The sequence below is a fragment of the Devosia crocina genome, assembly GCF_900116545.1.
Lineage (GTDB): Bacteria > Pseudomonadota > Alphaproteobacteria > Rhizobiales > Devosiaceae > Devosia > Devosia crocina.
In genome coordinates this window covers 215069-237671 of sequence record NZ_FPCK01000004.1, presented here as the reverse complement: position 1 = coordinate 237671, position 22603 = coordinate 215069, and the positions used below count along the sequence as shown (strand labels likewise).

Genomic DNA, 22603 nt, shown 5'->3' with positions numbered 1-22603 from the left:
TTCAAAGTCGAGAGGGAGCAGGGCCCAGATCTTCGGGGCTGTCGTCGCGCCGGAGGAATATAGCCTCCAGCAAAGACAAGAGCGCGATCCCCGCGAGCATGATGCCGACCGTGATGGTGACACGCTGGACGACAACCTCCATGGCGGAATTGGCGCCATAGATGGAGGAGAGCACGATCACCAGCGCCACCGAGCAGACATATTGATAATATTGCGGACGGGCAGGGCCGGTGGTCATGCGCTCGATCAGCCAGAATGTGATGATCATGAGCAATGTCAGCAGCACGATGAACTCGGGCACGAGATTATAGACCGCGAGTGCTGCGACACCCACCACAGCACCCACAATGGTACCGCCGCCGCGATCAACGACCTGCTCCATGCGCCCGCCATGGTCCGGCTCTGCGCACACAAAGACCATCATGATCGGAGCAATCAGCAGGCTGATATTGTTGGTCGCATAAGTGGCGATCAGAGTTGCCAAGTAGACAACGACACGGATCCCCAGCTCGAGTGCGGGATTACGCGAGACATGCGGCTTGGGACTATCGACATGGATGCGCCGGGTCTGCGGGGGAAAGAGGATATTGGTGACCACTGCCGCCGCCCCAACCAGCAGCCCGCCGCTGACCATGGAGTCGCGAATGGCTGCCAGCGCATATTCATTGTAAAGTGCCGAGATCGACATCATCGCCGGAAACACGGTGAGCATCATGCCGGCGCGCGATCCGCGAAACAGCATGAGCGCGATGCCGCCGGCCGCAAGAACGACATTCATGAACAAAAAGACCAGGGGCTCGTTGACCGTCACGGCCGCAAGCCATGAAAAGACGATGGCCACCACCGGCAGCATGAGCGGACCGGCAAAACTGCGCGCCGTCAATGCTCCGCGCTGACCAGAGAGAAGGCTCATGCCGATGGCGATGGGCAGCATGGGCTGGGTCATACCGAGCGGCTCGGCTAGGGCGAGGCAGAGCCCCACGCCCAACGTGGTGCGCAGCGCGAGGTAAGGGTCTTCCCGTGCATCGACCCGGGTGAGCGTTTCCATTTCAGTTGAACCCTGAAATGACGCTCGACACGCTCAGCAGGCCCCGCGCGATGGTGGGCACTATCCCGTCTGCTTCGGTCAGAATCAGGGCGCCGGCTTCAGAGCCCAGGCGCACATTGCCGGGCAGGGCCGAAGGGTCGTCGATGGAAATACGCACGGGGATCTTGCGGGCAGGGGGGAACCAGCGCGTATCGGTCGATGACTGAGCGAGCCCGCCATTGGAGGCACGGCCGCTGGCAATGCCCCAGGCAATGGATTCCACCGTCGCTTCGAACTGGCGTCCGGGTGCTGCCTCGAAAATCACCAGCGCCTTGTCGCCCGGCTGGACATTGACGAGCTGGTTTTCGCGGTAATCCACCACAACGGTGCCGCGATCGCCTGAAATGAAGGTCATCACTGGAGAGCCAGCTGCAACGAACTGGCCGGGGGTCAGGGAAAGGTTGGAGACGTGACCATCGGCGGGAGCCAGGACGGTGCTGCTTTCGAGGGCGAAGCGCGCCTTTTCAAGGCCTGCATTGGCAGCGCGGAAATTGGGATTGGTATCATCAATCGCGCCGGCCTGGGTGCGGACGCGCTCAAGCTCGGCCTGTGCGGCTGCGACATTGAGCCGGGCGGTCTCGAAATTGCCTTCCGCTTGGGTCATCTGCGCTTCGGTTACGAGCCCACGCTCGTGCATCTGTCGCGTGCGTTCAACCGCATCGCGCGCCGTGCCAAGTGCAACTTCGGCTTGGCTGACCTTGGCCTCGGTTGCGGGTATGGCTGCGCTCGCGGAGGAGATGTTGGTCGCGGTCAGGTCGAGCTGCGCTTCGGCCTGAGCGACATCCATGCGGAAAGTCGTATCGTCGATGCGGAAAAGTGGATCGCCGGCGCGCACGGTCGAATTATCGGAGACCAGCACCTCAGCGACGGGACCGGCGACGCGAGCCGCCACCTGGGTCACATCGCCCATGACCGAACCACCCGCAGCAAAGGGAGCCTGATGGTCCGAGAGTGGGTACCAGGCGATGGCGCCGCCGAGAACCGCAAGGAGCCCCAGGCCAAAAACCCGCGCCTTTCTGCGGCTGCGCGAGGGTTTTGCCGCTTCGTTTCCCGCGATCGGCTCGACAGGGGCCGGCGCCTGAACGAGGCTCGGGCGGGTTTCCGGGCGCCTTGCGGCTGCGGCTTGAATGTCGCCCTCGGTCATAGGAGAAAGCTGGGCCATCTTGGTTCTCGATTGTGTTTATGCCGCCAATCTAGTAGCCCAGATATGACTTTGCAAGAAAGTATCTTTGAAAAATAGTAAAAGCAGGTTGAAGGAAGACGCATGGATGCGATCGACGCGCTGATCCGCGAACTGACCGATGAGATGACCCGTGGGTATCGCGCCTTTTCGGCTGCTGCCGGCATCAACCTGTCCGATGTCATGGCCATCAGGTTCATCCGCGATCACGGCGGGAATGCTACGCCAACCATGTTGGGGCGTTATCTCGGCATGACCTCGGGCGCCACCGCGATCCTGATCAACCGGCTCGAAAAGGAAGGTTTCGTGTTACGCGAGCAGCATCCGAGCGACCGGCGGGCAACCCTTCTCAGAGGCGGCCCGGCCGCCGAGGGTCTGCCTATCGCGCAAAGCGCGCAGCGGCTGCACGAAGCGGTGCTTTCAAGCTACTCGAAAGAAGACGTTGCAGTGATCGAGCGGTTCCTGTCCGACATCGTCTTGGCGCTAAAGGCGCGCAACGACGGATTGGAGCGAGAGCTGCGAGACAAAGGATCGCAATAGCCTTTTTCTTCTCTGCAGAAGGTCTCCCGCAGGGCCGGATGAAGGCTATGGGCTTCTGGGATCGCCTTCAGGCTTTTCACGGAGGCGTGTCATGGCGGCCGCAGCCCTATCCCTGCGGATAGATCGTTTCGCCGCGTGCAAGCATCTCCACAAACGTCGTGATCTTTTTTCTCTTGCCCGCTTCGGTCTTGAGATTGTGGATCCGAAAGGTCAGAGCGAAGCGGTTCTGGGCGGTGAGGCGGTCATAGGTCTTTTGTGCCGCGGGATCGGCGGCAATGGCAGCCAGAAGTTCGGGCGGCGGCTCCATCGTCGTCTTGTAGGCTCTGTCCCAGCGCCCATCGGCTTTGGCGCTCTCGACATGTTTCATGCCGTACGCTGTCATTAGTCCCGTGGCCTCGAGCCGCGCGACATTGTCGCGATTGACCTGGCTCCAGACCGATTTCGGACGGCGCGGGCAATAACGCTGGACAAAGCTGTCCGCGTCCCAGCTTTTCTTGATCGCATCGATCCAGCCCCAGCAGAGCACTGCATCGATCGCCTCGATGGGTGTGATGGTCGGCCGGTCCGCAGCCTTCTTGAAGATGCGGATCCAGACCTCGTCGGCGCTCTCATGGTGCGCGGCAAGCCAATCGTAGAAGGCGCGAAAATCGGCGAACTCATGCACCTTATCAGCGGGCACGGTCACCGGCGCCATGATCTTAACCGACCGTTTCTGCTGGTGCAGGCAAGAGGCTAGAGAGCCGCGCGTCGAGCTTTTCAGAAGCGGGCAAGCTAATGCCAAGCTCGTCGGTCAGCACCGCTTTCAGCTCTTCAAGGCTGGTCAGCGCGCGCTTTTCCGCAGCACCACCCGTAGGCTGGATCGTGTAGTGAGCGTCTTGGAGCTTGAGGCGGCGGCCGGATGGGGCGAGGGCTGCGCGCAATTGCAGAGTAAAGGGCGAGGCCGGATTAGTGGAGAGATCCCGGCTGATATCCCAGAATTCTTCTTCGGGTACCTCGGCGGTGGTGAAAACATAAACGGCACGCCACTCGTTGCCGATCTTGACCTCAAGCGTCCAGTCGGGATCGCCGCCGGTGAGGCGGAAGGTTTCGTGCGGTGTTGCTTGTTCGGTATCGGCGCGCAGGCGCAGCGGCGCCGTCAGCGTCAGTCCGCCAAAGCCCACATCGGCGATATACTTTGTGCCCTTCATGTCGACCAGCAGCAGCATGTGGCTGGGCGGTGCGGCTATAGCGTCCGGATTGGTCCAGACGACCCGTGCCATCAGCGGACGGACCTCGAAGTCGAGATCGGCGAGCATGCGCATGAAAAGGAAATTGTGCTCGAAACAGTATCCGCCCCTTTTTTCCGCCAGCAACTTGCGTTCAAGGCTGACCTGGTCGAGCTGGACCGGTTCACCAATCAGCGGACTGAGATTTTCAAAGGGAATGGCTGCCGGATGCAGTGCGTGGAGCAGTTCCAGCGTCTGCAGGGTCGGGGCGATGGAGCCGGCAAATCCGATTCGCTCGAAATAGGCATTGATGTTGACCTTTTCGGGCATCGGCCACCTTGGGTGCTGATTAAGACGGGGGTGAATATGGGGGCGCGGAAGGGTTTTGTCGACGGGGCGTTTGGGGCGTCTCCTGTCAGGAGCAGCAGCCCTCATAGTGAGCTACGAAGCAAAGCGCAGCCTCGAGCCGGTGGGCGTGGCACCAAGGCATTGGGGCACTCCCTTGTCCTTCGAGGCTTCGCTGCGCTGCGGCCTCAGGATGACTGCTACTGTGGGAGGCGAATAGCGCCCGGACAGAAGATGAGGAGCAACTATTGGCGCTCCGGCCGCAAGCACCTCAGAATGAGGCTTCCTGAAGCAAAACCCTCAGACCGGTGCCTTGCGCACGCGGATGACGACGTCGACATGGGCGACTTCCATCCCCTTTGGAGGATTTGGCAGAGCCTTGAACTCGACCGAAGAAGCCGGAATGTCGATCATGCGCTGCTCGTCCTCCACAAAGAAGTGGTGGTGATCCGAGGTGTCCGTGTCGAAATAGGAACGCGAGGCATCGATCGCGACTTCGCGCAGGAGGCCGGCTTCATGGAACTGGTGCAGCGTATTGTAGATGGTGGCGAGGGAAACGTTGACGTCGGCCGCATTGGCTTCCCCGTGCAGCTGCTCGGCACTGACGTGACGGTGTGGGCCGCCGAACAACAGTTCGGCCAGCGCCACGCGCTGCCGGGTCGGCCTGAGGCCGGCCATGCGCAAAACCGCAGTCAGGCAAGGCGTGCGGGACGGAGACCGGTCGGCAAGGTCGTTATCATGCATTGGGCCAGTGGTACTCGTCTTCATTGGTCCGAAAATCTGGCTTTTCTTATAGTGTCGGCGAGCCTTCGAGACAAGCGGGCTGGCCGCCATGCGGCTTTGGGCTGGCTTGACCCCCCCTCTGCGCCCCTATACGAGACAAGGCTTGAGGTGAAGTGGGGTAGGCAATGGCGGACCGGCAACACGCGTTTGGATATGAAGAACTCTTGGCTCATGGGCGCGGCGAATTGCCCGGCCAGATGGACGCGCGCCTTCCTGCGCCGCCCATGCTCATGTTCGATCGGATCACCGATATTCGGGACGCAGGCGGCGACTTCGGCAAGGGTTTCGTTCGCGCCGAACTGGACGTCAATCCGGACCTCTGGTTCTTCAAATGCCACTTCATCGGCGATCCGGTGATGCCGGGATGTCTGGGACTCGATGCCGTCTGGCAGATGACTGGATTTTTCCTTGGCTGGATCGGCCAGCCCGGCAAGGGCCGCGCGCTTGGCGGGGAAATCAAGTTCACCGGCCAGGTCACCGACGATGTTCAGCGCGTCGAATATGGTATCGACATCAAGCGCGTGATGCGCTCGCGCCTGACCCTCGGCATTGCCGATGGCTGGGTCAAGGCTGACGGAAAATTGATCTACGAGGCCAAGGACTTGCGCGTTGGCCTCTTCACCGATGCGCAGTTGCACGAACAAAAAACGGCCTGAACCCGGCCTTAAAGCCGGGTCGATCTGAACTATATCTATCGGCGGCGCCCTACCCCACTGGCTGCCGCGACAAGGACTGAAGCGAGGACGAGATGAGACGAGTCGTGGTAACCGGCATGGGTATCATTTCTTCGATCGGCAACTCGCTGGACGAAGTGACGACAAGCCTGCGCCAGGCCAAGCCCGGCATCGTCTTTGCCGAAGACTATGCCGAGCTCGGATTCCGCAGCCAGGTCAAGGGTGACGCGCGCCTCGATCCGTTCGAATTGCTCGACCGCCGCGTGACCCGCTTCATGGGCAAGGGCGCGGCCTGGAATTATCTTGCCATGCAGCAGGCCATTGCCGATGCGGGGCTGACCGAAAGCGAGATTTCCAACCCCATGACCGGTATCGTTATGGGTTCGGGCGGCGCTTCGACCCGCACCATCGTCGAAGCCGCCGATGTGACGCGCGAAAAGAAGTCGCCGAAACGCATCGGACCGCTCGCCGTGCCCAAGGCTATGGGCTCGACCGCGTCGGCAACGCTTGCCACCGCCTTCGGGATCAAGGGCATCAACTACTCGATCACCGCCGCCTGCGCGACATCCAAGCATTGCATCGGCAATGCCATGGAGCAGATCATGCTGGGCAAGCAGAACGTGGTCTTTGCCGGCGGCCATGAGGACCTCGACTGGACGCTTTCGGACCTGTTCGACGCCATGGGCGCGATGAGTTCGAACTATAACGAGACGCCGGCGAAAGCCTCGCGATGCTACGATGCGGCGCGCGACGGCTTCGTTATTTCGGGCGGGGCAGGCGTTTTGGTGCTCGAAGAACTTGAACATGCCAAGGCGCGCGGCGCCAAGATCTGGGCCGAACTTGTCGGCTATGGCGCGACCTCGGACGGGCTCGACATGGTCGCGCCTTCGGGCGAAGGCGCCGAGCGCTGCATGCGCATGGCGCTTCAAAACATCAAGGCGCCGATCGACTACGTCAATCCGCACGCAACCTCGACCCCGGTGGGCGATCTCAAGGAAATCGAGGCCCTGCGCGCCGTCTTTGGCAATGAAGACAAGTGCCCGCCAATCTCGGCCACCAAATCGCTGACCGGACACAGCCAGGGCGCGACGGGCGTTCATGAATCGATCTATTCGATCCTGATGATGAAGCACCGCTTCATCGCCGAAAGCGCCAATATCGAGGTGCTCGATCCGGCTTTCGAGGACATGCCAATCCTGCGCCAGCGCCGGGACAATGTTGATCTCGCTTATGTCTTGTCGAACTCGTTCGGCTTCGGCGGCACTAATGCGGCGCTGGTGTTCAAGCATCCCGATGCCTGAGGACTGAGCGAGGCGGCGCTTTTCCCTTCTCACTATCGGGGAGAAGGGAAGTCCGGAGGACCGGATGAGGGGTTCAGTCTCAAGTTTGAACCAACCGGCATTCACCCCTCACCCTAACCCTCTCCCCTGAGGGGCGAGGGGACGGCATCTCGGCAAAAGTAGAGCTGAGTGGGCTCCATCGCGTGGCGCGCACCCCCTCCCCAGCCCTCCCCGCAAAGGGGGAGGGTGCCGGATCGAGTGTGTGACCGAGGTCCGTTCCTTCTCCCCTGAGGGGAGAAGGTGGTCCGAAGGACCGGATGAGGGGTTCAGGCTCGACGCTCGAACCAACCGGCATTCACCCCTCACCCTGACCCTCTCCCCTGAGGGGCGAGGGACGGCATCTCGGCAGGCGTCGAACGGAGCGGTCTCCGTCGCGCGGCGCGCGCCCTCTCCCCGGCCCTCCCCCGCACGGGGAGGGTGCCGGATCGAGTGTGTGACGAGTTTTGGGAGAATTCCCTCTCCCACATTAGCCCAGTAGCCCTCATGGTGAGGTGCTTGCTCTTGCAAGCCTCGAACCACGAGGGCGTGGTCGCTGAGGCTATTTGGCCCCACGCGCGGTGAGCTTGTCGGGAAGAATCCGATGCGGGGGCTGATGGCCATCCATGAAGGTGCGGATATTCACAATGACCGTCTCGCCCATTTCGAGGCGCGCTTCGAGCGTGGCCGAGGCCATGTGACCGGTCAGGACAACGCGGCAGTCCTCAGCCAGCGCCAGAAGCCGGGGATTGATGCCCTGGCGGTTGTCGAAGACATCGAGCGCGGCGCCGGCAAGGTGCCCCGTTTCGATTGCCGCGATCAGGGCTGGCTCGTCGATGAGTTCGGGGCGGCTGACATTGACAACCGTGCTGCCCTTTTTCATCCGGCTAAGCCGCTCGGCCGAAAGGATATTGGCCGTGTCGCGTGTCAGGGGCGTATGGAGCGAGACGATGTCGACCGCCGAGAGCATGGCGTCAAGATCGTCCCAATAAGTCGCCCCAAGCGGGGTTTCGATAGCAAGCGGGCGCTGCTGGCGGGAAAAATAGTGGATATTGAGCCCGAAAGCGCGTGCCCTTTGGGCGACGGCGGTGCCGATGCGGCCCATGCCGATGATACCGAGCGCCTTGCCGCGCAGGCGATGGCCGAGCATGGAGGTCGGCGACCAGCCGGCCCAGGCCCGGTTCTGGAGAAGCAACTGGGTGCCTTCCACCAGCCGACGCGGCAGAGCCAGCATCAGCGCCATGGCCATGTCGGCAGTGTCTTCGGTCAGAACGCTCGGCGTATTGGTGACGGTGAGCCCCGCATTCCAGGCCGCGTCGAGATCGATATTGTCGACCCCATTGCCGAACTGTGCGATCAGCCGCACCGATTTGGGCAGCCGCGCGACAAGATCGGCATCGATCCGATCTGTGATGGTTGAGACCAGAACATCCTTGCCGGCAAGACCAAGCAGGATGTCTTCGGCGGTCAGGGTCGCGTCCGCCTCGTTGACATCGGTTTCGAACAGCGTCGCCATGCGCGCTTCGATGGTTTCCGGCAGGCGACGAGTCACCAGGATCTTCGGTTTGCTCGATGTCATGCCCGCCCTTGCGACGTTGACCGGCGCTTGTCCGCGCCTCGCCTTTATCGACCATTAAGGATCATGGCTTAGTGATAAGGCAAATCCAAACCGTCTGCAAAGTCATGTTGTTTTCGCACGCCATGCCGGGCCGTGCCCGTGTGTTTTTTCCACGTCTTCTTGCCTGTCTGGTTCTGGTGCTGGGCAGCTTCATTGCACATGCGCCCGCCAGCTTCGCGCAGACGGGAACCGTAACCGGCCTACCCATTCCGCGCTTTGTCACGACACGCTCGAACCCTGTCAATGTGCGCGTCGGGCCGGGCACGCGTTACGATATTGCCTGGAATTTCCTGGTCTCGGGCGTGCCTGTGGAAATCATCGCCGAGTTCGACACCTGGCGCAAAATCCGCGATGTCGATGGCATGGAAGGCTGGGTGCACCAAAATCTCCTGGTGGGCAATCGCGCTGGCTATGCCGCCCCGCTGCTCGCCAATGGTGAGGTGAGCATGTTTGTCAGCCGCTCCGATACGGCCCGCGTCCGCGCACGCCTCGCTCCAGGCGCTCGCATGAACATCAATGAATGCGATGGAAACTGGTGCGCCGTGGCAGCCGGTCCACCGGGTGAGCGCGCGAGCTTCTCCGGTTTCGTGCGGCAAGAGGAAATCTGGGGTGTCTATCCCGACGAGGTGTTTGACTGATCCCTGGCCTCAAGCTGAAACCTCGCGCTCGGCGATCGCCTCCTCCATCTGACGGCTGATCCGTACCTTGCTGTCCTGCTTGGGGCAGGAGCTGCAATAGCGGCCAGGAAAAGCCCGATAGTCGAGGCAACACCCTTTTCGCTCAAGGATCAGCACCTCGTTTCCATCCTCAAGCGAGAGGGATGCCAGATCCCCTTGCCCAGTCAGACTCGTTGCCTCCATCCAAAGTGCGGCCATGCGCTTCTGCCCTGCCGTATCGAGCCCGGCATAGTGCTCAAGCCGCAGCATCAGTCCCAGAATGCGATCAGCGAGCAGGCGCAAGGCCGTGATGGGCTTGAGCCGGGTTATGGCGTTGATTTCCCCGAGCATGTCATTGGCTAGGGCGCGCAAATCCGCTCCGGCCTGGGCGATCATCGCTTCAGGCTCTGCGCGATATTGTTCTCCGGCAACCATGCGGAAGCCGCTGATGTCGATCCCTTTGATCGCCTGCGTCATGGTACGCAGATCAGGCACGGCGCCATGGACGTGCACTGCGATCACCGCGAGATAGGCTGGTTGCCAGACTAGGTTCGTCCAAAGGCGCACGGCATGGAACGCCGTCCCCGCATCGGGAAACGCAGTCGCAAGGCGGCCATGAAGGTTTTCGAGCACCGCGCGATTGTCGCCCCCCGGCTGATACCATCCGGGCAGTGGCGCCCCTGGGGCTCCATCCATGAAGCCGGTGACGCGGCGCGCTGTCGCCAGCAACTGCGTCAGAGCCACATCGGCGCTATCGGGCGCAAAAAGAAAGTTTCTGGGCCCTGCCAAGGCAATCTCCCAAGTTCGCTTCTCCTTATCCCGCCACAGCAGCCATGGAAAGCCTCAGGGCTTTCCTGTCATTGATGCCTCGCTGACGAGGAGTGCGGATAATGACGGAACCTAAAGGCTGGGGTACCGTTCATGAGGGCCACGTTGTGGCGGACTAGCCTAAAGCCCAGTTTTCAGCATCCAACTTGCGCGAATGCGCAAGCGCGGCGGAGCTTTGTATGTCGGTAGAAGGCCTGCGCACCGCGATAGTCGTTATTAGCGATCGGGTTGAGCACGAGCACTCGCCCAGCGGACAGCCCTATGACACCGCTCCGAAACTTCCCCCCAAGAGCGAGTCAGTTCCGCCGGTGATCGGGGGCTATCTGGAGCGTTTGCCCCTAGCGGCAGTGCAGAGCGGCTTGGCTCAGTTTTGCGAGATTTGGCACCACGATACCGGAATGGGATCGTTCCGGCAGGACAACCCTTACCTGGCTCGCCGGGTGTTTCCGTTGACCGAGCCCCTTGCCCCCTTTCATTCCGAGAGCATGATCGAGTTCGTCAAGCGCTACGGTGCCCCTCGCATTTTGTGCGTCTGGGGTCTTGGGGTGGGCGAAGCGCTTCTGGAAGTCTGCCGGGAAAGCCTCATCATCTACAATTCGATCGATGCGCCTGCCTTGAGAGTGCCGCCCGAGATTAGCCGGCATTTCGACGCGGTGCTGACCGGCGCGCAATGGCAGTCCGACGTAGTCGCCGACCGTCATTCGGATATGCCAGCGGCCATCATGCCTGTTGGGCCTGAATTCGCTTCTCCCGAAACCTTCTTTCCAACTGGCGCCCCCAAGCGCTACGACATCATCTATGTCGCCGCCGCCCAGCCCTATAAGCGGCACGATATTCTGTTCCGCGCCATGGCGCGGGCGCCGCGCCCACTCACTGCGCTCTGCGTCATGGGCTATGGCGAAAACGCCGCAGTGCTGCGCGCAGAGGCGCATGCGCTGGGGGTTGAGGTCGACTTCATCGAGCCACCCGGCGTGAGCCACGCCGATGTGAACCGGCTGATGAACGAGACCAGGGTCGGCGTTGTTTGCGGCGTGGAGGATGGCGCACCCGCCATTCTGACCGAATATATGCTGGCTGGGCTCCCCGTGGTTGCCAATGCCGAGCTCGCATGCGGCTTGCAATATATCACGCCCGAAACCGGCATAGCGGCACCGGCCGAACGGTTCGAGCACGCCCTGATCGAGGCTATCGATCACCCCGACAGGTTCAGCCCGCGCCAGACGGTGCTCGATTGCTGGACATGGCCGCACACGACTGCTCGCTTTGAGCAGCTTCTGAGCGCAGCCGCATCCAGGAAACAGATCCAGATGACCCAACCGCAAGGAGCTTCGGTTGAACCAGCAGCTTCCGCCTGACCAATTCGATGCTTTGCCCGCGGGACGCGCTGCGCCGCTGATCTGCTTTTCGCACCTGAGATGGGATTTCGTGCTGCAACGGCCGCAGCACCTGATGCAGCGCTTTTCCCGCGAGCGGCAGGTCTTCTTCTTTGAAGAATATATCCCGACCGACCACCACCTGGCCTATCTCGAATATCATCCATTCGCCGGCACTGAGGTGATCGCGATCCGCCCGCGCGTCCCGCACTGGTGGAACGAGGCGCAACGCGAGGGCGCCCTTAAAGACCTGCTCGATACCTTGCTGCGCCTCCAGGGCGGCGCAAAGCCTATATTCTGGTTCTATAGTCCGATGATGTTCGGCTTTGCCAAACATGTCGAGGCTGCCGCAGTCGTCTACGACTGCATGGACGAGCTGGCCAACTTCCGTTTTGCCCCGCCCGGGCTCAAAGGACTCGAAGCCGAGTTGATCGAGCGCGCCGATGTGGTTTTCACCGGCGGAGAGAGCCTTTACGCCGCCAAGCGGGATCGGCATGACAATATCCATGCCTTCCCCTCGAGCGTCGATGTCGCTCATTTCGCTCAGGCTCGCGAGGGTCTGGCGCCGGCCGGTGACCTCGCAGCGCTGCCGGGGCCGCGCTTGGGATTCTATGGGGTTATCGACGAGCGGATCGATCTGGCGCTCCTTGAAGAGGTAGCTAAAAGCCGGCCCGACTGGTCGCTGGTCATGGTCGGGCCGCTGGCCAAGATCAGTGCTGAAGACCTGCCACGCGTCTCGAATCTGCACTTCGTCGGTCAGCGCGATTATGCCGATCTGCCTGCCTATCTCGCCGGCTGGGACGTGGCGCTGATGCCTTTTGCCATCAACGAGGCAACGCGCTTCATCAGTCCCACCAAGACACCCGAATATCTGGCGGCAGGGATCCCAGTGGTGTCAACCGCCATCACTGATGTCGTTGCGACCTATGGCGGGCTCGACGCCGTTCGCATCGCTGCCACCCCAGCCGAGTTCATCGCTGCCTGCGAGGCTGCCCTTGCGCTTGAGCCGGACGCGTGGCGGCCGGCAGTCGATGAAAAGCTTGCAGCCATGTCCTGGAATCGCACTTTCGATCAGATGTCGCGCCTCGTGAACGAAGCCATGTGTGCCGAACGGCCCGTGATCAGGTTGCCGGCCATGCGCAGTTCGAGGCGCCGCTCGGCCTATGATGTCGTGATTGTCGGCGCTGGCTTTGCCGGATCCGTTCTTGCCGAGCGGCTCGCAGCCGATGGCGGGCAGCGCGTGCTCCTCTGCGACCGGCGCAATCATGTCGCCGGCAACGCCTATGACAAACACGATGCCGTCGGCATTCTTGTCCACCAATATGGCCCGCATATCTTTCACACCAACAGCGATGCCATCGTCAGCTATTTGTCCCGCTTCACCGCATGGCGCCCCTATGAGCATCGGGTATTGGCCGCGGTCGACGGCAAGACGGTGCCCATGCCGATCAATCGCACGACGCTCAACAGCCTTTATGGTCTTGATCTCAAGTGTGAATCGGAGGTCGAAGCCTTCCTGCGCAGCCGGGCCGAGCCGGTCGAGCACTTGCGGACATCAAAGGATGTCGTCATCGGACAGGTCGGCACCGAACTCTACCGCACCTTTTTCGAAGGCTATACGCGCAAGCAATGGGGGCTCGATCCGAGCCAGCTCGACAAGGCGGTGACCTCCCGGATACCGACCCGCTTCAACGATGACGATCGCTATTTCCTCGACACGTTTCAGGCCATGCCGCTGCATGGCTACACCGCCATGTTCGAGAACATGCTTGATCACGACAATATCGATCTGGCACTGGGCACCGATTACGCCGACTTGCGCCAGGAGCGGCTTGCGCCCCGGGTGATCTATACAGGTCCGATCGATGAATATTTCGGCCATCGTTTCGGCGCGCTGCCTTATCGCAGCCTTGCTTTCCGGCACGAAACACTTGACCAGCGCCGGTTCCAGCCGGTGGCCGTGGTCAACTATCCGGACGAAAGCGTGCCCTATACCCGGATCACCGAATACAAGCACCTGACCGGGCAGGTGCACCGCCAGACCTCGATCAGCTACGAATTCCCCCAGGCAGACGGCGACCCGTATTATCCTATTCCGAGGGCGGAGAACGCTGCGCTCTACAAGCAATACGCGGCGCTTGCCGAAGCGCATCCAGAAGTCAGTTTCGTCGGGCGGCTCGGGACCTATCGCTACTACAACATGGATCAGGTGGTGGGGCAGGCTCTTGCCCACTACCGCCGCATGAGCGTGCCTGCCGATGCGACGGTGGGCTCATGAGGCCGGTCGTGGTTCTGGCGACCGATAGCCTTCAGCCCTCCGGCCTTGGCGAACACATGCTGACTTTGGCCCAATCAATGTCCGGCCGTTTCGATGCCGTTATTGCTGCAGGAGAGAGCGAGGGCGGACAGGGACTGCTGAAATCTGCTGCCGAGGCCGGCTTGCGCGTCAAGGCGTTCGAGCCGTACGCGCTGCAGCCGTTCAAGACCTGGCTGACCCAATACGCGGACCTGCTCCATGTGCATGCCGGCATCGGTTGGGAAGGCCACGATCTCACACGGATCGGCAAGGCAGCCGGCTTGCCGGTCGTTCGCACCGAGCATCTGCCCTACCTGCTGACAAGCCCGGTCCAGCAGGCAGAATATCGCGCCTGCTTGTTGTCAGTGGATCGCGTCATCACGGTTTCGCGCGCCGCTTATGACAGCTTCACGTCTCGCCATGGGGTCGATAGTTTCGCGTTGGTCCTGAATGGCATCGAGCCGAAGGTCTCACGCGGCAAGCGCAAGGATATCCGATCCTCGCTCGGTATTGCAGAAGATGCGCAGATGGTGCTCACCGTTGCGCGCTTCACTCCGCAAAAGGGCTATCGCAGTCTGCTCGAAGCCGTCCCAAAAGTTCTCGCCCAAGTGCCGAGGTCGCGCTTCGTCTGGGTGGGTGAGGGGCCCGAGTTCCCAGAGCTCGGCACCGAAGTGCGTGAGGCTGATCTTGCCGATGCTGTTACCTTGCTCGGCCATCGCGCCGATGTTCCAGATCTCCTGAGCGCGGCAGACCTGGTAGTACTGCCCTCTCTTTTTGAAGGTCTACCGCTTGTGCTGCTCGAAGCCATGGCTGCCGGCGTGCCGGTCGTTGCAACACGGATCGGCGGCAGTGTCGAAGCGGTGGGTGAGGCGCATCCTTTCCTCGCCCAGCCCGCCAATGCCGATGATCTCGCCGCCGCCATCGTGGCGGCTCTAAGCGATCCTGTTGCCGCACGCATCGCCGCCGAAGCTGGACGTCAGCGGTTCGACCGCACGTTCAAAGCCAGCCGCATGGCCGCTGAAACCGCCGATCTCTACAGCTCCCTTCTACCTACGCCATCCTCTCAACCTCAGGTTCGCTCCGCATGAATAGAACTCGCATAGGCTTTATCGGCGCCGGCGGCATTGCTCAGCGTCACCTGGGCGTGCTGGAGCAGTTCGACGACGTCGATCTCGTGGCTTTTGCCGATGTCGACTTCGATCGTGCCCTGGCTGCCGCCGCGCGCTTTGGTGCCCGGGCATTCGGGAGCCACGACGAGCTGCTGTCCGATGAAAGCCTGGACGCCGTCTATATTTGCATCCCGCCCTTTGCCCATGGCGCTGCCGAACGCGCCGTGATCGCCAAGGGACTGCCGTTCTTTGTCGAAAAGCCCATTTCTCTCGACCTGAAGTTCGCCGAGGAACTGGCCGCGAAGATCGATGCCGCAGGCTTGATCACCGGGGTCGGCTATCATTGGCGCTATCTCGATACGGTCGAAGAAGCCCGGCGCCAACTCGAACAACGCCCTGCACAACTGGTTTCCGGTTATTGGCTCGACCAGACCCCGCCACCGCAATGGTGGTGGCATCAGGATCAGTCCGGCGGTCAGATGGTGGAGCAAACAACCCATATCATCGATCTCGCGCGATATCTGGTGGGTGATGTGACGCAGGTTTTCGCTATGGCAGGGCACAGGGATCGTGCCGATTTCCCTGGTCTGGATGTCGCCACCGTCAGCACGGCGAGCCTCCGCTTCGCCTCGGGCGCCATCGGCAATATCGGCTCAACCTGTCTGCTCAACTGGGGGCACAGGGTGGGCCTCCACCTTTTCGCCGAGGGCCTGGCGCTCGAATTGACCGACCACGATATCATGATCGATGTCGGCGCCGGCCGCCCCGTTCGGCATGCCGAAGGCGACCCCGTATGGCGTGAAGACCGCGACTTCATCGATGCGGTGCGCGGTGCGCCGAGCTGCATTCGCTGCTCCTATGCAGAAGCGCTCAAGACCCATCGCATCGCTCTTGCCATCAACCAGTCCGCCCAGACCGGGCAACCGATCGACCTGGCGGCGCGCTGATGCCTCATCGCCACATCCGTTCCCTGGGCATCGAGCACGAGGGTCGCGCCTATCACTTCGGTTATGATGAAGGCCCGCCCGGCGAGGGCCTGGTGCAATTGCAGACGCTTTATACCGGCTTCTCGGCCGGCACCGAGCTGACCTTCATGAAGCACACCAACCCCTATTTCTTTTCGCGCTGGAATTCGGAACGGGGTGTGTTCGAGCAGGGTGAGCCGAGCCTTCACTATCCGGTGCCCTTCCTCGGTTATATGGAAAGCGCCCGTGTGCTTGAAAGCCGTAGTTCCGCCTTCAAGGCAGGAGACGTGCTGGCCACAACCTTTGGGCACAAGACGGGCCACACTGCCGATCCTGCCCACGACGTTCTCGTCGCCATGCCGCCTGAACTCGATCCCATCCTGGGCATATTCGTGGGACAGATGGGGCCCATTGCGGCCAATGGCATTCTCCATGCTGATGCCGAGATAGCAGGCAATCAGGTGCAGCAGTTGGGCCAGGGCATCATGGGCCGCCACGTCATCGTTTCCGGTGCCGGCACCGTGGGCTTGATGACCGCGCTTTTTGCGCAGCGGGCGAAAGCGGCCGGATTGATCGTCGCCGATCCCTCGCCCTATCGCCGACGCAAGATCGAGGCCTTCGGTATTCTGGCGATGGATGAAGAACAAGCGCTTCAGCACGCCAAGACGCAATGGCATAGCGGAGGCGAACGGGGTGCCGATTTCGTGTTCCAAACCCGCGCTCATCCCGCAAGCTTGCACACCGCTCTGCGTTCGCTGCGGCCCCAAGGCACCGTCATCGATCTTGCCTTCTATCAGGGTGGCGCCGATGCCCTGCGATTGGGGGAGGAATTCCATCACAACGGGTTGACGCTCCGATGCGCCCAGATCAACCGCGTGCCCCGGGGCCTTGATCATCAATGGGACCGCCGGCGGCTTGCGGGCGAAACCCTCGATCTGCTCCGCTCGGTGGGAGACTTCGTGCGTCGCGAGGCGATAACGCATGTCGTGCCCTTCAACGATGGCCCGGCCTTCCTTGCTGAACTGGTCGAGAAACGCCCCGATTTCCTGCAGATCGTCTTCAAGGTGGCCGATTGAAACCCGAACCGACCCGCATTCTCTTTGTTTTTGCCTGGCTCGTTGTCGGTGGCGAGGAAACAGAAGTCCGCCTTCTCGCCCAAACGCTCGACCCCGCGCTCTATCGCATTGATGTCGTCGCCTGTTTCCACAAGCCCGGCATGCCGGCTCAGACGCATGAGCAATTGCGTGCTCTGGGTGTGGATGTCGATACCGTCCCCTATACACTTTCCTTCGGGGACACTGTTGCCTACCTGTCGCGCAAGATCGCGGTCTATGATGTCGTGATCTCCTGCCAGAATGTTGCAGATATCTACCCAGCGCTCGAACGTGCTCACCTCCGGCCGCCGCTGATCGAGCATGGCGGCCTGGTATCAGAGGCACTGGCCGGACCCAAACATTTCACGAACCGGTATGTCGGTGTCTGCCGCTCCATCCGCGATGCCGCAGCGGGCAAGATGACCGGCCGCGAAGCCGATGCGGTCGAAATCCCATCCATGGTCGATCTCGCCGAATTCGCGCCTGGCGACCGCGAGCGCATCCGGGCCGATCTCGGCATCGGCGCTGCTACCCCTTTGATTGGCTGGGTGGGCCGACTGGACGAGAAAAAACGTGTCGAGGATTTCATCGCCGCCGCCGCGATCGTTCATAAGCAAAGACCCGAAACACGCTTTCTCGTTGTCGGTGGCCCCGATGCCTTCATGCCCCAATATGCCGAAAGGCTGGAGCTGCTGGCGCTCAGCAAGAACCTCCAGAACGCGCTGCGCTTTCTCGGCGATCGGCGGGACGTGCCCGCCCTGCTTGCAGCCATGGACATCTTTGCCTGGCTCTCCGAAGGGGAAGGCATGCCCCATGTCATCGCCGAAGCGGGAGCCGCGGGACTCCCGGTGATCGCGACGCCGGATAACGGTGCGCTGCAACAGATCGAAGATGGCGTATCGGGGCTCTTCGTGCCACATCGCGCGCCGCAAGCCGTCGCCAGTGCCATGCTGCGCCTGCTCGACGCGCCGGCGCTTCGTCGCCAGTTGGGTACTGCCCTGAAGGCCAAGGTCGAGAGCACCTATAGCGCCGCCGTCGTCGTACCGCAGTGGCGGGCGCTGATCGACGGGGTGGTCTCCGAGCGCCCGGCGGCGCCCCAGCCTTCGCTATTCCAGTCCTTCTACCAGGGTGGGTTCGAATGCTCGACCCATTGCCTTGGCAATGGCAAGCGGCTCGACATCATCGCTTCGAGCCATCACGATCGGCACGCCGAGGCTGACTACCGCCAGTTGAGCACTCTGGGCCTTCGCACCGTTCGCGATGGGTTCCGCTGGCACCTGATCGAGACTTCGCCTGGCCATTATGACTGGTCGAGCATCGCGCCGATGCTCTCTGCTGCCGAGAACGCGGGCACGCAGGTCATCTGGGACCTCTTTCATTATGGCTGGCCGGACGATCTCGATATCTGGCAGCCCGAGTTCGTCACCCGTTTCGCCGCCTTTGCGCGCGCCGCTGCCCGCCACGTGCGGGAAAGCTCGGACAGGGTGCCTTTTTATTGTCCCGTCAACGAGATTTCGTTCACCGCCTGGGGCGGGGGCGATGCCGGCTATCTCAATCCCTTTGCGCGTGGCCGCGGCTTCGAATTGAAGGTGCAACTGGTTCGGGCAGCGATCGCAGCCATGCACGCCATCCTCGACATCGACCCGCGGGCCCGCTTCGTTCACTGCGACCCCGCGATTAATGTGATTACCGCGCATGAGCGCCCGCACGAGTTCTGGGCAGCCGAAGGACACCGCCAGGCGCAGTATCAGGGCTGGGACATGCTCGCAGGTTTGGCTTGGCCCCAACTCGGCGGCAGCCCGCGTCTGCTCGATATCGTGGGTGTCAATTATTACAGCAACAATCAGTGGATCCATGGTGGCCCCCCGATCGATCGCTGGCATCATCAGTATCGTCCGCTTCATCGGCTGCTGATGGAGATTCATGGCCGCTATGGCCGCCCCATCCTGCTTGCCGAGACCGGCACCGAGTTCGAAGCGCGCCCCGATTGGCTCCGCTATGCCGCCGGCGAGGTGGCCAAAGCGCAGGCCAGAGGCGTGCCCCTGGAAGGCCTGTGCCTTTATCCTATCCTCAATCACTTCGGTTGGGACGATGACAGGCCCTGCCAGAACGGGCTTTTGGAGCAAGATTTCTCGGGTGAAAAGAGGGCGATTTACCAGCCGCTTGCCGAGGAGCTGGCGCGCTGGACGCGCCTCGCTCCACCAGCGCCCGATCGACGGGATGAACTCGTCACCGCTTGATCGCCGCAGTCAGTTGGTCGAGCAAGGCTGTGAGCGCCTCAAGCGGCTGTGTGCCCTCCGCAAGTTTGTGCACGAGGCGCTCCCCCGTCGCTTCGAAGGTCTTGGATGCTGCGGCGAGGCGTTTGGCAGCTCGTTTATCCGCTGGAGTAAGGGCAATGGCCAAGGGGCCGGCGTCGATCTGAACGACGCCGAGATCTGCAGCCTTGATGCCGAAGCGGGCTAAATCGAGCAGCAAGTCCACCTCCGCCGGGCGCTCGCCGAACCGGTCCTCCAGTTCATCGGCGAAGTCGTCGATCTCCTCTGCCCGCCGCAATCGCTGCAGGCGGGCGTAAAGGTTGATCCGCAACACAGCCTCAGGCAGGTAGTCGACCGGGAAACTGCCTGACAAACCCAGGTTGAGGCGCGCTGTTCGCATTGTCTCGGCTTGTTCGCCCTTGGCGCGTCGCAGCGCCTGTTCCAGCAATTGCTGGTAAAGGCTCGCTCCGATCAGATGGAGGTGACCGGCTTGGTCTTCACCGAGAAGGTCCCCCGCCCCGCGCAATTCCAGATCCCGTGCACTGATCTCAAAGCCCGCGCCCAGTCGGTCGAAGGCTTCAAGCGTTGAAAGCCGCGCCCGCGTCGTTTCCGAGATCTCCTGGTCCGGTTCGGTATAAAGATAGGCGATGCCCTGGGCTCGGCCACGCCCAACCCGGCCGCGCAATTGATGCAACTGGGCGAGGCCGAACCGGTCGGCACGCCAGATCAGCATCGTATTGGCGCGCGGCACATCGAGCCCGCTCTCGATGATATTGGTGGCCAGCAGCACATCGCCCTCGCCATTGGCGAAGCCGAGAAGAACGGTGTCGATCTCCTTGGCCGGCAGTTCGCCATGCGCCTTGACCACCACAAGGTCTGGCACGATCCGCGCCAGTTCAGCGGCAAGGGTTTCGATATCCTCGATCCGCGGCACCACGACAAAGCTTTGCCCGTTCCGGCGCTTTTCGCGCAGCAGTGCGGTGCGTGCCGATGCAGCATCATAGGGCACGAAAAAGGTCCGGATTGGCCTCCGTCTGGCGGGCGGGGTGGCAATAATGCTGGCATCCTGCAGCCCCACCATGGCGGCCTGCAATGTTCGCGGAATGGGCGTCGCGCTCATCGAGAGCATGTGCACCCCCTGGGCCATCTCGTGCAGCTGGCGCTTGATCCTGGCTCCAAAGCGCTGCTCCTCGTCAAGGATCACAAGGCCGAGCTCTGGCATGCTCACATCATCTGCGGCGATGGCGTGTGTTGCCACGACGATGCGGAGCTCCCCACTCTCGAGCTGTGTTTTAACCTGCTTGTTCTCGGCTGCCGAATTCAGCCGCGATAGATGGCCCACGCTGATATCGGTCCCGGCAAAGCGCCGCTCAAAACTATGAAGGTGCTGTCGCGCCAGAACTGTGGTGGGCGCCACCATCGCCACCTGCTTTCCGGCAAGCGCGGCCGCTGCCGCAGCCCGTAAGGCCACCTCGGTCTTGCCAAAACCGACATCGCCGCAGATAAGCCGGTTCATCTGCCGGCCAGAGCCGATATCGTCGAGAACCGCTGCAATGGCTGCGGCCTGGTCGGGTGTTTCGGCATAGGGAAAGCGCGCGGCAAGGCGCTGATAGGCTGATTTGGGCGTACGGAGCACCGGCGCTTTGGCTGCAAGCCGATCCTCGGCAAGTTCGGCAAGGCGAGCGGCTGCCTCCTCGATCTCGGCGCTGACTTTTGCGCGTTTCTTGTGCCAGGCGTCCGTGTTGAGCCGGTCAAGCGTGACCGCTTCGGGTTCTGCCCCATAGCGCCAGACTTTGCTGAAATCCTCGACCGGCACCATCAGCGTAGCGCCGCCATGATAGCCCAGCCGGATCGTATCCTGGGCAAGGCCATCGACCTCTATCCGCGTCAGATCTTCCAAAATGCCGACGCCATGATCCTCATGCACCACAACATCGCCCACGCGCAGTTCCACGGGAGCTAGAAGATCCTCTGCCGAACGCGTCTGGTGGAGCCGTGTGCCCAAAACATCTGCAGCCGCAACAACCGCAAGGCCTGCTTCGGCATCGATGAACCCTTCATCGAGATCGAAAGACGCCGTGAACACGCCTGCCGTGCCGCAGATATCGAAGATTGCGCCGTCGAGTTCCTCGGCCTCGATACGCTGCCGCCGCAGAATCCTTTGCAACGGCCCCGCCTCTGCGGAAGAGCCGCAGATGACCACGGCTCGCTTGAGCGTCAGCTGCTCCTCGACGAATTTGCTTAGCGCCGACCCCGCGCTCCGCGCAGCGGAAAAATCCGGCACCGCTTCGAGACCATCGAGGTCAAGATCGAGCGTGCCGGCCTTATTCGAGGCTTTGCGCCAGGCCGCTGCATCGAGATAGAGTTCGTCCACGGGCCGTGGCTTTCTCGCCCCGCCGAACTCGGATGCCGTTGCGTGGGCTTCCTGGATCTGCTCGAAAATCTCCTCTATCCGCTCAAGGGTCGCTGACGAAGCAACAAGACGTGCATCAGGCAGGTAGTCGAACACTGTTTCAAGTGCATCATACCACTCACCTATCCTGTGTTCATCCGCTTCTCCCTCGCAAGGCTCGTCTGCGATAAGCTCCGAAGCCGGGCCCAGGTCGAGAACTGTGATTTCGTCGAGCGAGCGCTGACTGCGCGCGTCGTAGCGCGTCATGGATGCCATGGTGCCGTCTTCTTCGGTGATGCGGATCGGCGCATCGGCATCTGCTGGAAAAACTTCGACGACATTGCCGCGCAGCGCAACCTCGCCGGGTTCATCCACCCGGTCGTCGATCACATAGCCCGTTGCAAGAACGAAGCGCTCGAAGGCCTCGCGATCAAGCCCATCACCGGCACGCAGCGTGAGCAGTGCCTTTGCCACCACCGCTCGTGGCGGCACTTTCTGCACGATGGCCTGGGGTGAAGTCAGGACAAGGTATTTGACCGACGAAGGCTCGGCCAACCGCCGGAGACTGGCCATGCGCCGCCCCATGCTCTCGCTCGATGGCCTCGCCCGATCATAGGGGAGGCAATCCCAGGGGCGCAGGTGCACTCGATCGGCTTCGGGCGCAAAGCAGGCAAGGGCGCGCGCCGTCTCTTCGCTCCGCCTTTCGCTTGAGGCGATATAGCACAGACTGCCGCTTGAGCCCGTGAAAGCTTGGGCCAGCCGGAACCCCACAGCTGCTGCCGGCGCCTGCGTCGGTGGCTTTGCTTGTGCCGCCTCCTGGTTTGGAACGCCGGCAGGTGACAGCGGGGCAGGCATGGCTGGATTGTCGCGCTTATCCACGAGCCGCC

18 protein-coding genes are annotated in these 22603 nt (G+C 61.9%); 10 read left to right on the top strand and 8 right to left on the bottom strand.

Translation table 11 applies throughout. The features are described 5' to 3' along the window. Position 1 precedes the first annotated feature (1 nt). Both BM364_RS17150 and BM364_RS17145 read right to left on the bottom strand, forming a co-directional pair. Positions 2–1048, bottom strand: a complete 1047-nt coding sequence (locus BM364_RS17150) for an FUSC family protein (RefSeq protein ID WP_092426756.1) — start codon at positions 1046–1048, stop codon at positions 2–4. Position 1049: 1 nt separating this feature from the next. Continuing rightward, entirely contained in the window at positions 1050–2249 is a 1200-nt protein-coding gene (locus BM364_RS17145) for an HlyD family secretion protein (RefSeq protein ID WP_092426754.1), read from the bottom strand. A 102-nt stretch (positions 2250–2351) separates the two neighbouring features. On the opposite strand from BM364_RS17145, the gene BM364_RS17140 reads away from it, so the two are divergent. Further along, complete coding sequence (locus BM364_RS17140) at positions 2352–2807, top strand: MarR family winged helix-turn-helix transcriptional regulator (protein WP_092426752.1); 456 nt, start codon at positions 2352–2354, stop codon at positions 2805–2807. Between the two features lie 106 nt (positions 2808–2913). Here BM364_RS17140 and BM364_RS17135 read toward each other — a convergent pair whose 3' ends face one another. The 3 genes from BM364_RS17135 to irrA form a co-directional block, all read right to left on the bottom strand. After that, the gene (locus tag BM364_RS17135) at positions 2914–3501 is read right to left on the bottom strand and encodes a YdeI/OmpD-associated family protein (RefSeq protein WP_092426750.1); all 588 of its coding nucleotides are present in this window, start codon (positions 3499–3501) and stop codon (positions 2914–2916) included. A gap of 4 nt (positions 3502–3505) precedes the next feature. Further along, entirely contained in the window at positions 3506–4342 is an 837-nt protein-coding gene (locus BM364_RS17130; protein ID WP_175528651.1) for an arylamine N-acetyltransferase family protein, read from the bottom strand. 315 nt (positions 4343–4657) lie between these two features. Continuing rightward, positions 4658–5101, bottom strand: a complete 444-nt coding sequence (gene irrA, locus BM364_RS17125) for an iron response transcriptional regulator IrrA (protein ID WP_092426746.1) — start codon at positions 5099–5101, stop codon at positions 4658–4660. 164 nt (positions 5102–5265) lie between these two features. Here irrA and fabA point away from each other — a divergent pair, with 164 nt between their 5' ends. Both fabA and fabB read left to right on the top strand, forming a co-directional pair. Beyond that, the gene (fabA, locus tag BM364_RS17120; protein ID WP_092426744.1) at positions 5266–5796 is read left to right on the top strand and encodes a 3-hydroxyacyl-[acyl-carrier-protein] dehydratase FabA; all 531 of its coding nucleotides are present in this window, start codon (positions 5266–5268) and stop codon (positions 5794–5796) included. A gap of 92 nt (positions 5797–5888) precedes the next feature. Beyond that, positions 5889–7115 carry a beta-ketoacyl-ACP synthase I gene (gene fabB, locus BM364_RS17115; RefSeq protein ID WP_092426742.1) on the top strand — a complete coding sequence of 409 codons (1227 nt, stop codon included), beginning with the start codon at positions 5889–5891 and terminating at the stop codon, positions 7113–7115. Positions 7116–7692: 577 nt separating this feature from the next. Here the strand turns inward: fabB and BM364_RS17110 are convergent. Beyond that, positions 7693–8682 (bottom strand): 2-hydroxyacid dehydrogenase, encoded by a 990-nt coding sequence (locus BM364_RS17110; RefSeq protein ID WP_342028872.1) that lies wholly within the window; start codon positions 8680–8682, stop codon positions 7693–7695. Between the two features lie 131 nt (positions 8683–8813). Here BM364_RS17110 and BM364_RS17105 point away from each other — a divergent pair, with 131 nt between their 5' ends. Beyond that, on the top strand, positions 8814–9386 hold the full coding sequence (locus tag BM364_RS17105; protein WP_092426738.1) for an SH3 domain-containing protein: 573 nt from the start codon (positions 8814–8816) through the stop codon (positions 9384–9386). A gap of 9 nt (positions 9387–9395) precedes the next feature. Here BM364_RS17105 and BM364_RS17100 read toward each other — a convergent pair whose 3' ends face one another. Then, positions 9396–10193 carry a siderophore ferric iron reductase gene (locus tag BM364_RS17100; RefSeq protein ID WP_092426736.1) on the bottom strand — a complete coding sequence of 266 codons (798 nt, stop codon included), beginning with the start codon at positions 10191–10193 and terminating at the stop codon, positions 9396–9398. A gap of 218 nt (positions 10194–10411) precedes the next feature. Here BM364_RS17100 and BM364_RS17095 point away from each other — a divergent pair, with 218 nt between their 5' ends. From BM364_RS17095 to BM364_RS17080, 6 genes are all read left to right on the top strand, one after another. Beyond that, on the top strand, positions 10412–11587 hold the full coding sequence (locus BM364_RS17095) for a glycosyltransferase (RefSeq protein WP_092426734.1): 1176 nt from the start codon (positions 10412–10414) through the stop codon (positions 11585–11587). A gap of 94 nt (positions 11588–11681) precedes the next feature. After that, positions 11682–13883 carry a UDP-galactopyranose mutase gene (gene glf / locus BM364_RS17090; RefSeq protein WP_092427264.1) on the top strand — a complete coding sequence of 734 codons (2202 nt, stop codon included), beginning with the start codon at positions 11682–11684 and terminating at the stop codon, positions 13881–13883. After that, positions 13880–14989, top strand: a complete 1110-nt coding sequence (locus BM364_RS18830) for a glycosyltransferase family 4 protein (protein WP_342028871.1) — start codon at positions 13880–13882, stop codon at positions 14987–14989. The genes glf and BM364_RS18830 overlap by 4 nt, the downstream gene beginning before the upstream one ends. Next, positions 14986–15957 (top strand): Gfo/Idh/MocA family protein, encoded by a 972-nt coding sequence (locus tag BM364_RS18825; RefSeq protein WP_342028870.1) that lies wholly within the window; start codon positions 14986–14988, stop codon positions 15955–15957. The genes BM364_RS18830 and BM364_RS18825 overlap by 4 nt, the downstream gene beginning before the upstream one ends. Beyond that, entirely contained in the window at positions 15957–17051 is a 1095-nt protein-coding gene (locus tag BM364_RS18820) for a zinc-dependent alcohol dehydrogenase (RefSeq protein WP_342028869.1), read from the top strand. The genes BM364_RS18825 and BM364_RS18820 overlap by 1 nt, the downstream gene beginning before the upstream one ends. Then, positions 17048–19309, top strand: a complete 2262-nt coding sequence (locus BM364_RS17080) for a glycosyltransferase (RefSeq protein WP_092426732.1) — start codon at positions 17048–17050, stop codon at positions 19307–19309. Before BM364_RS18820 ends, BM364_RS17080 begins: the two co-directional genes overlap by 4 nt. On the opposite strand, the gene BM364_RS17075 is transcribed toward BM364_RS17080, so the two are convergent. Then, positions 19299–22595, bottom strand: coding sequence for a DEAD/DEAH box helicase (locus BM364_RS17075; protein ID WP_139232620.1), 3297 nt, complete (start codon positions 22593–22595; stop codon positions 19299–19301). The genes BM364_RS17080 and BM364_RS17075 overlap by 11 nt on opposite strands. Positions 22596–22603 lie beyond the last annotated feature (8 nt).

Bases quoted from the DNA above. Each gene is read 5' to 3' on its own strand.
- BM364_RS17150 (WP_092426756.1), bottom strand. From the start codon at position 1,048: ATGGAAACGCTCACCCGGGTCGATGCACGGGAAGACCCTTACCTCGCG.
- BM364_RS17145 (WP_092426754.1), bottom strand. From the start codon at position 2,249: ATGGCCCAGCTTTCTCCTATGACCGAGGGCGACATTCAAGCCGCAGCC.
- BM364_RS17140 (WP_092426752.1), top strand. From the start codon at position 2,352: ATGGATGCGATCGACGCGCTGATCCGCGAACTGACCGATGAGATGACC.
- BM364_RS17135 (WP_092426750.1), bottom strand. From the start codon at position 3,501: ATGGCGCCGGTGACCGTGCCCGCTGATAAGGTGCATGAGTTCGCCGAT.
- BM364_RS17130 (WP_175528651.1), bottom strand. From the start codon at position 4,342: ATGCCCGAAAAGGTCAACATCAATGCCTATTTCGAGCGAATCGGATTT.
- irrA (WP_092426746.1), bottom strand. From the start codon at position 5,101: ATGCATGATAACGACCTTGCCGACCGGTCTCCGTCCCGCACGCCTTGC.
- fabA (WP_092426744.1), top strand. From the start codon at position 5,266: ATGGCGGACCGGCAACACGCGTTTGGATATGAAGAACTCTTGGCTCAT.
- fabB (WP_092426742.1), top strand. From the start codon at position 5,889: ATGAGACGAGTCGTGGTAACCGGCATGGGTATCATTTCTTCGATCGGC.
- BM364_RS17105 (WP_092426738.1), top strand. From the start codon at position 8,814: ATGTTGTTTTCGCACGCCATGCCGGGCCGTGCCCGTGTGTTTTTTCCA.
- BM364_RS17095 (WP_092426734.1), top strand. From the start codon at position 10,412: ATGTCGGTAGAAGGCCTGCGCACCGCGATAGTCGTTATTAGCGATCGG.
- glf (WP_092427264.1), top strand. From the start codon at position 11,682: ATGCAGCGCTTTTCCCGCGAGCGGCAGGTCTTCTTCTTTGAAGAATAT.
- BM364_RS18830 (WP_342028871.1), top strand. From the start codon at position 13,880: ATGAGGCCGGTCGTGGTTCTGGCGACCGATAGCCTTCAGCCCTCCGGC.
- BM364_RS18825 (WP_342028870.1), top strand. From the start codon at position 14,986: ATGAATAGAACTCGCATAGGCTTTATCGGCGCCGGCGGCATTGCTCAG.
- BM364_RS18820 (WP_342028869.1), top strand. From the start codon at position 15,957: ATGCCTCATCGCCACATCCGTTCCCTGGGCATCGAGCACGAGGGTCGC.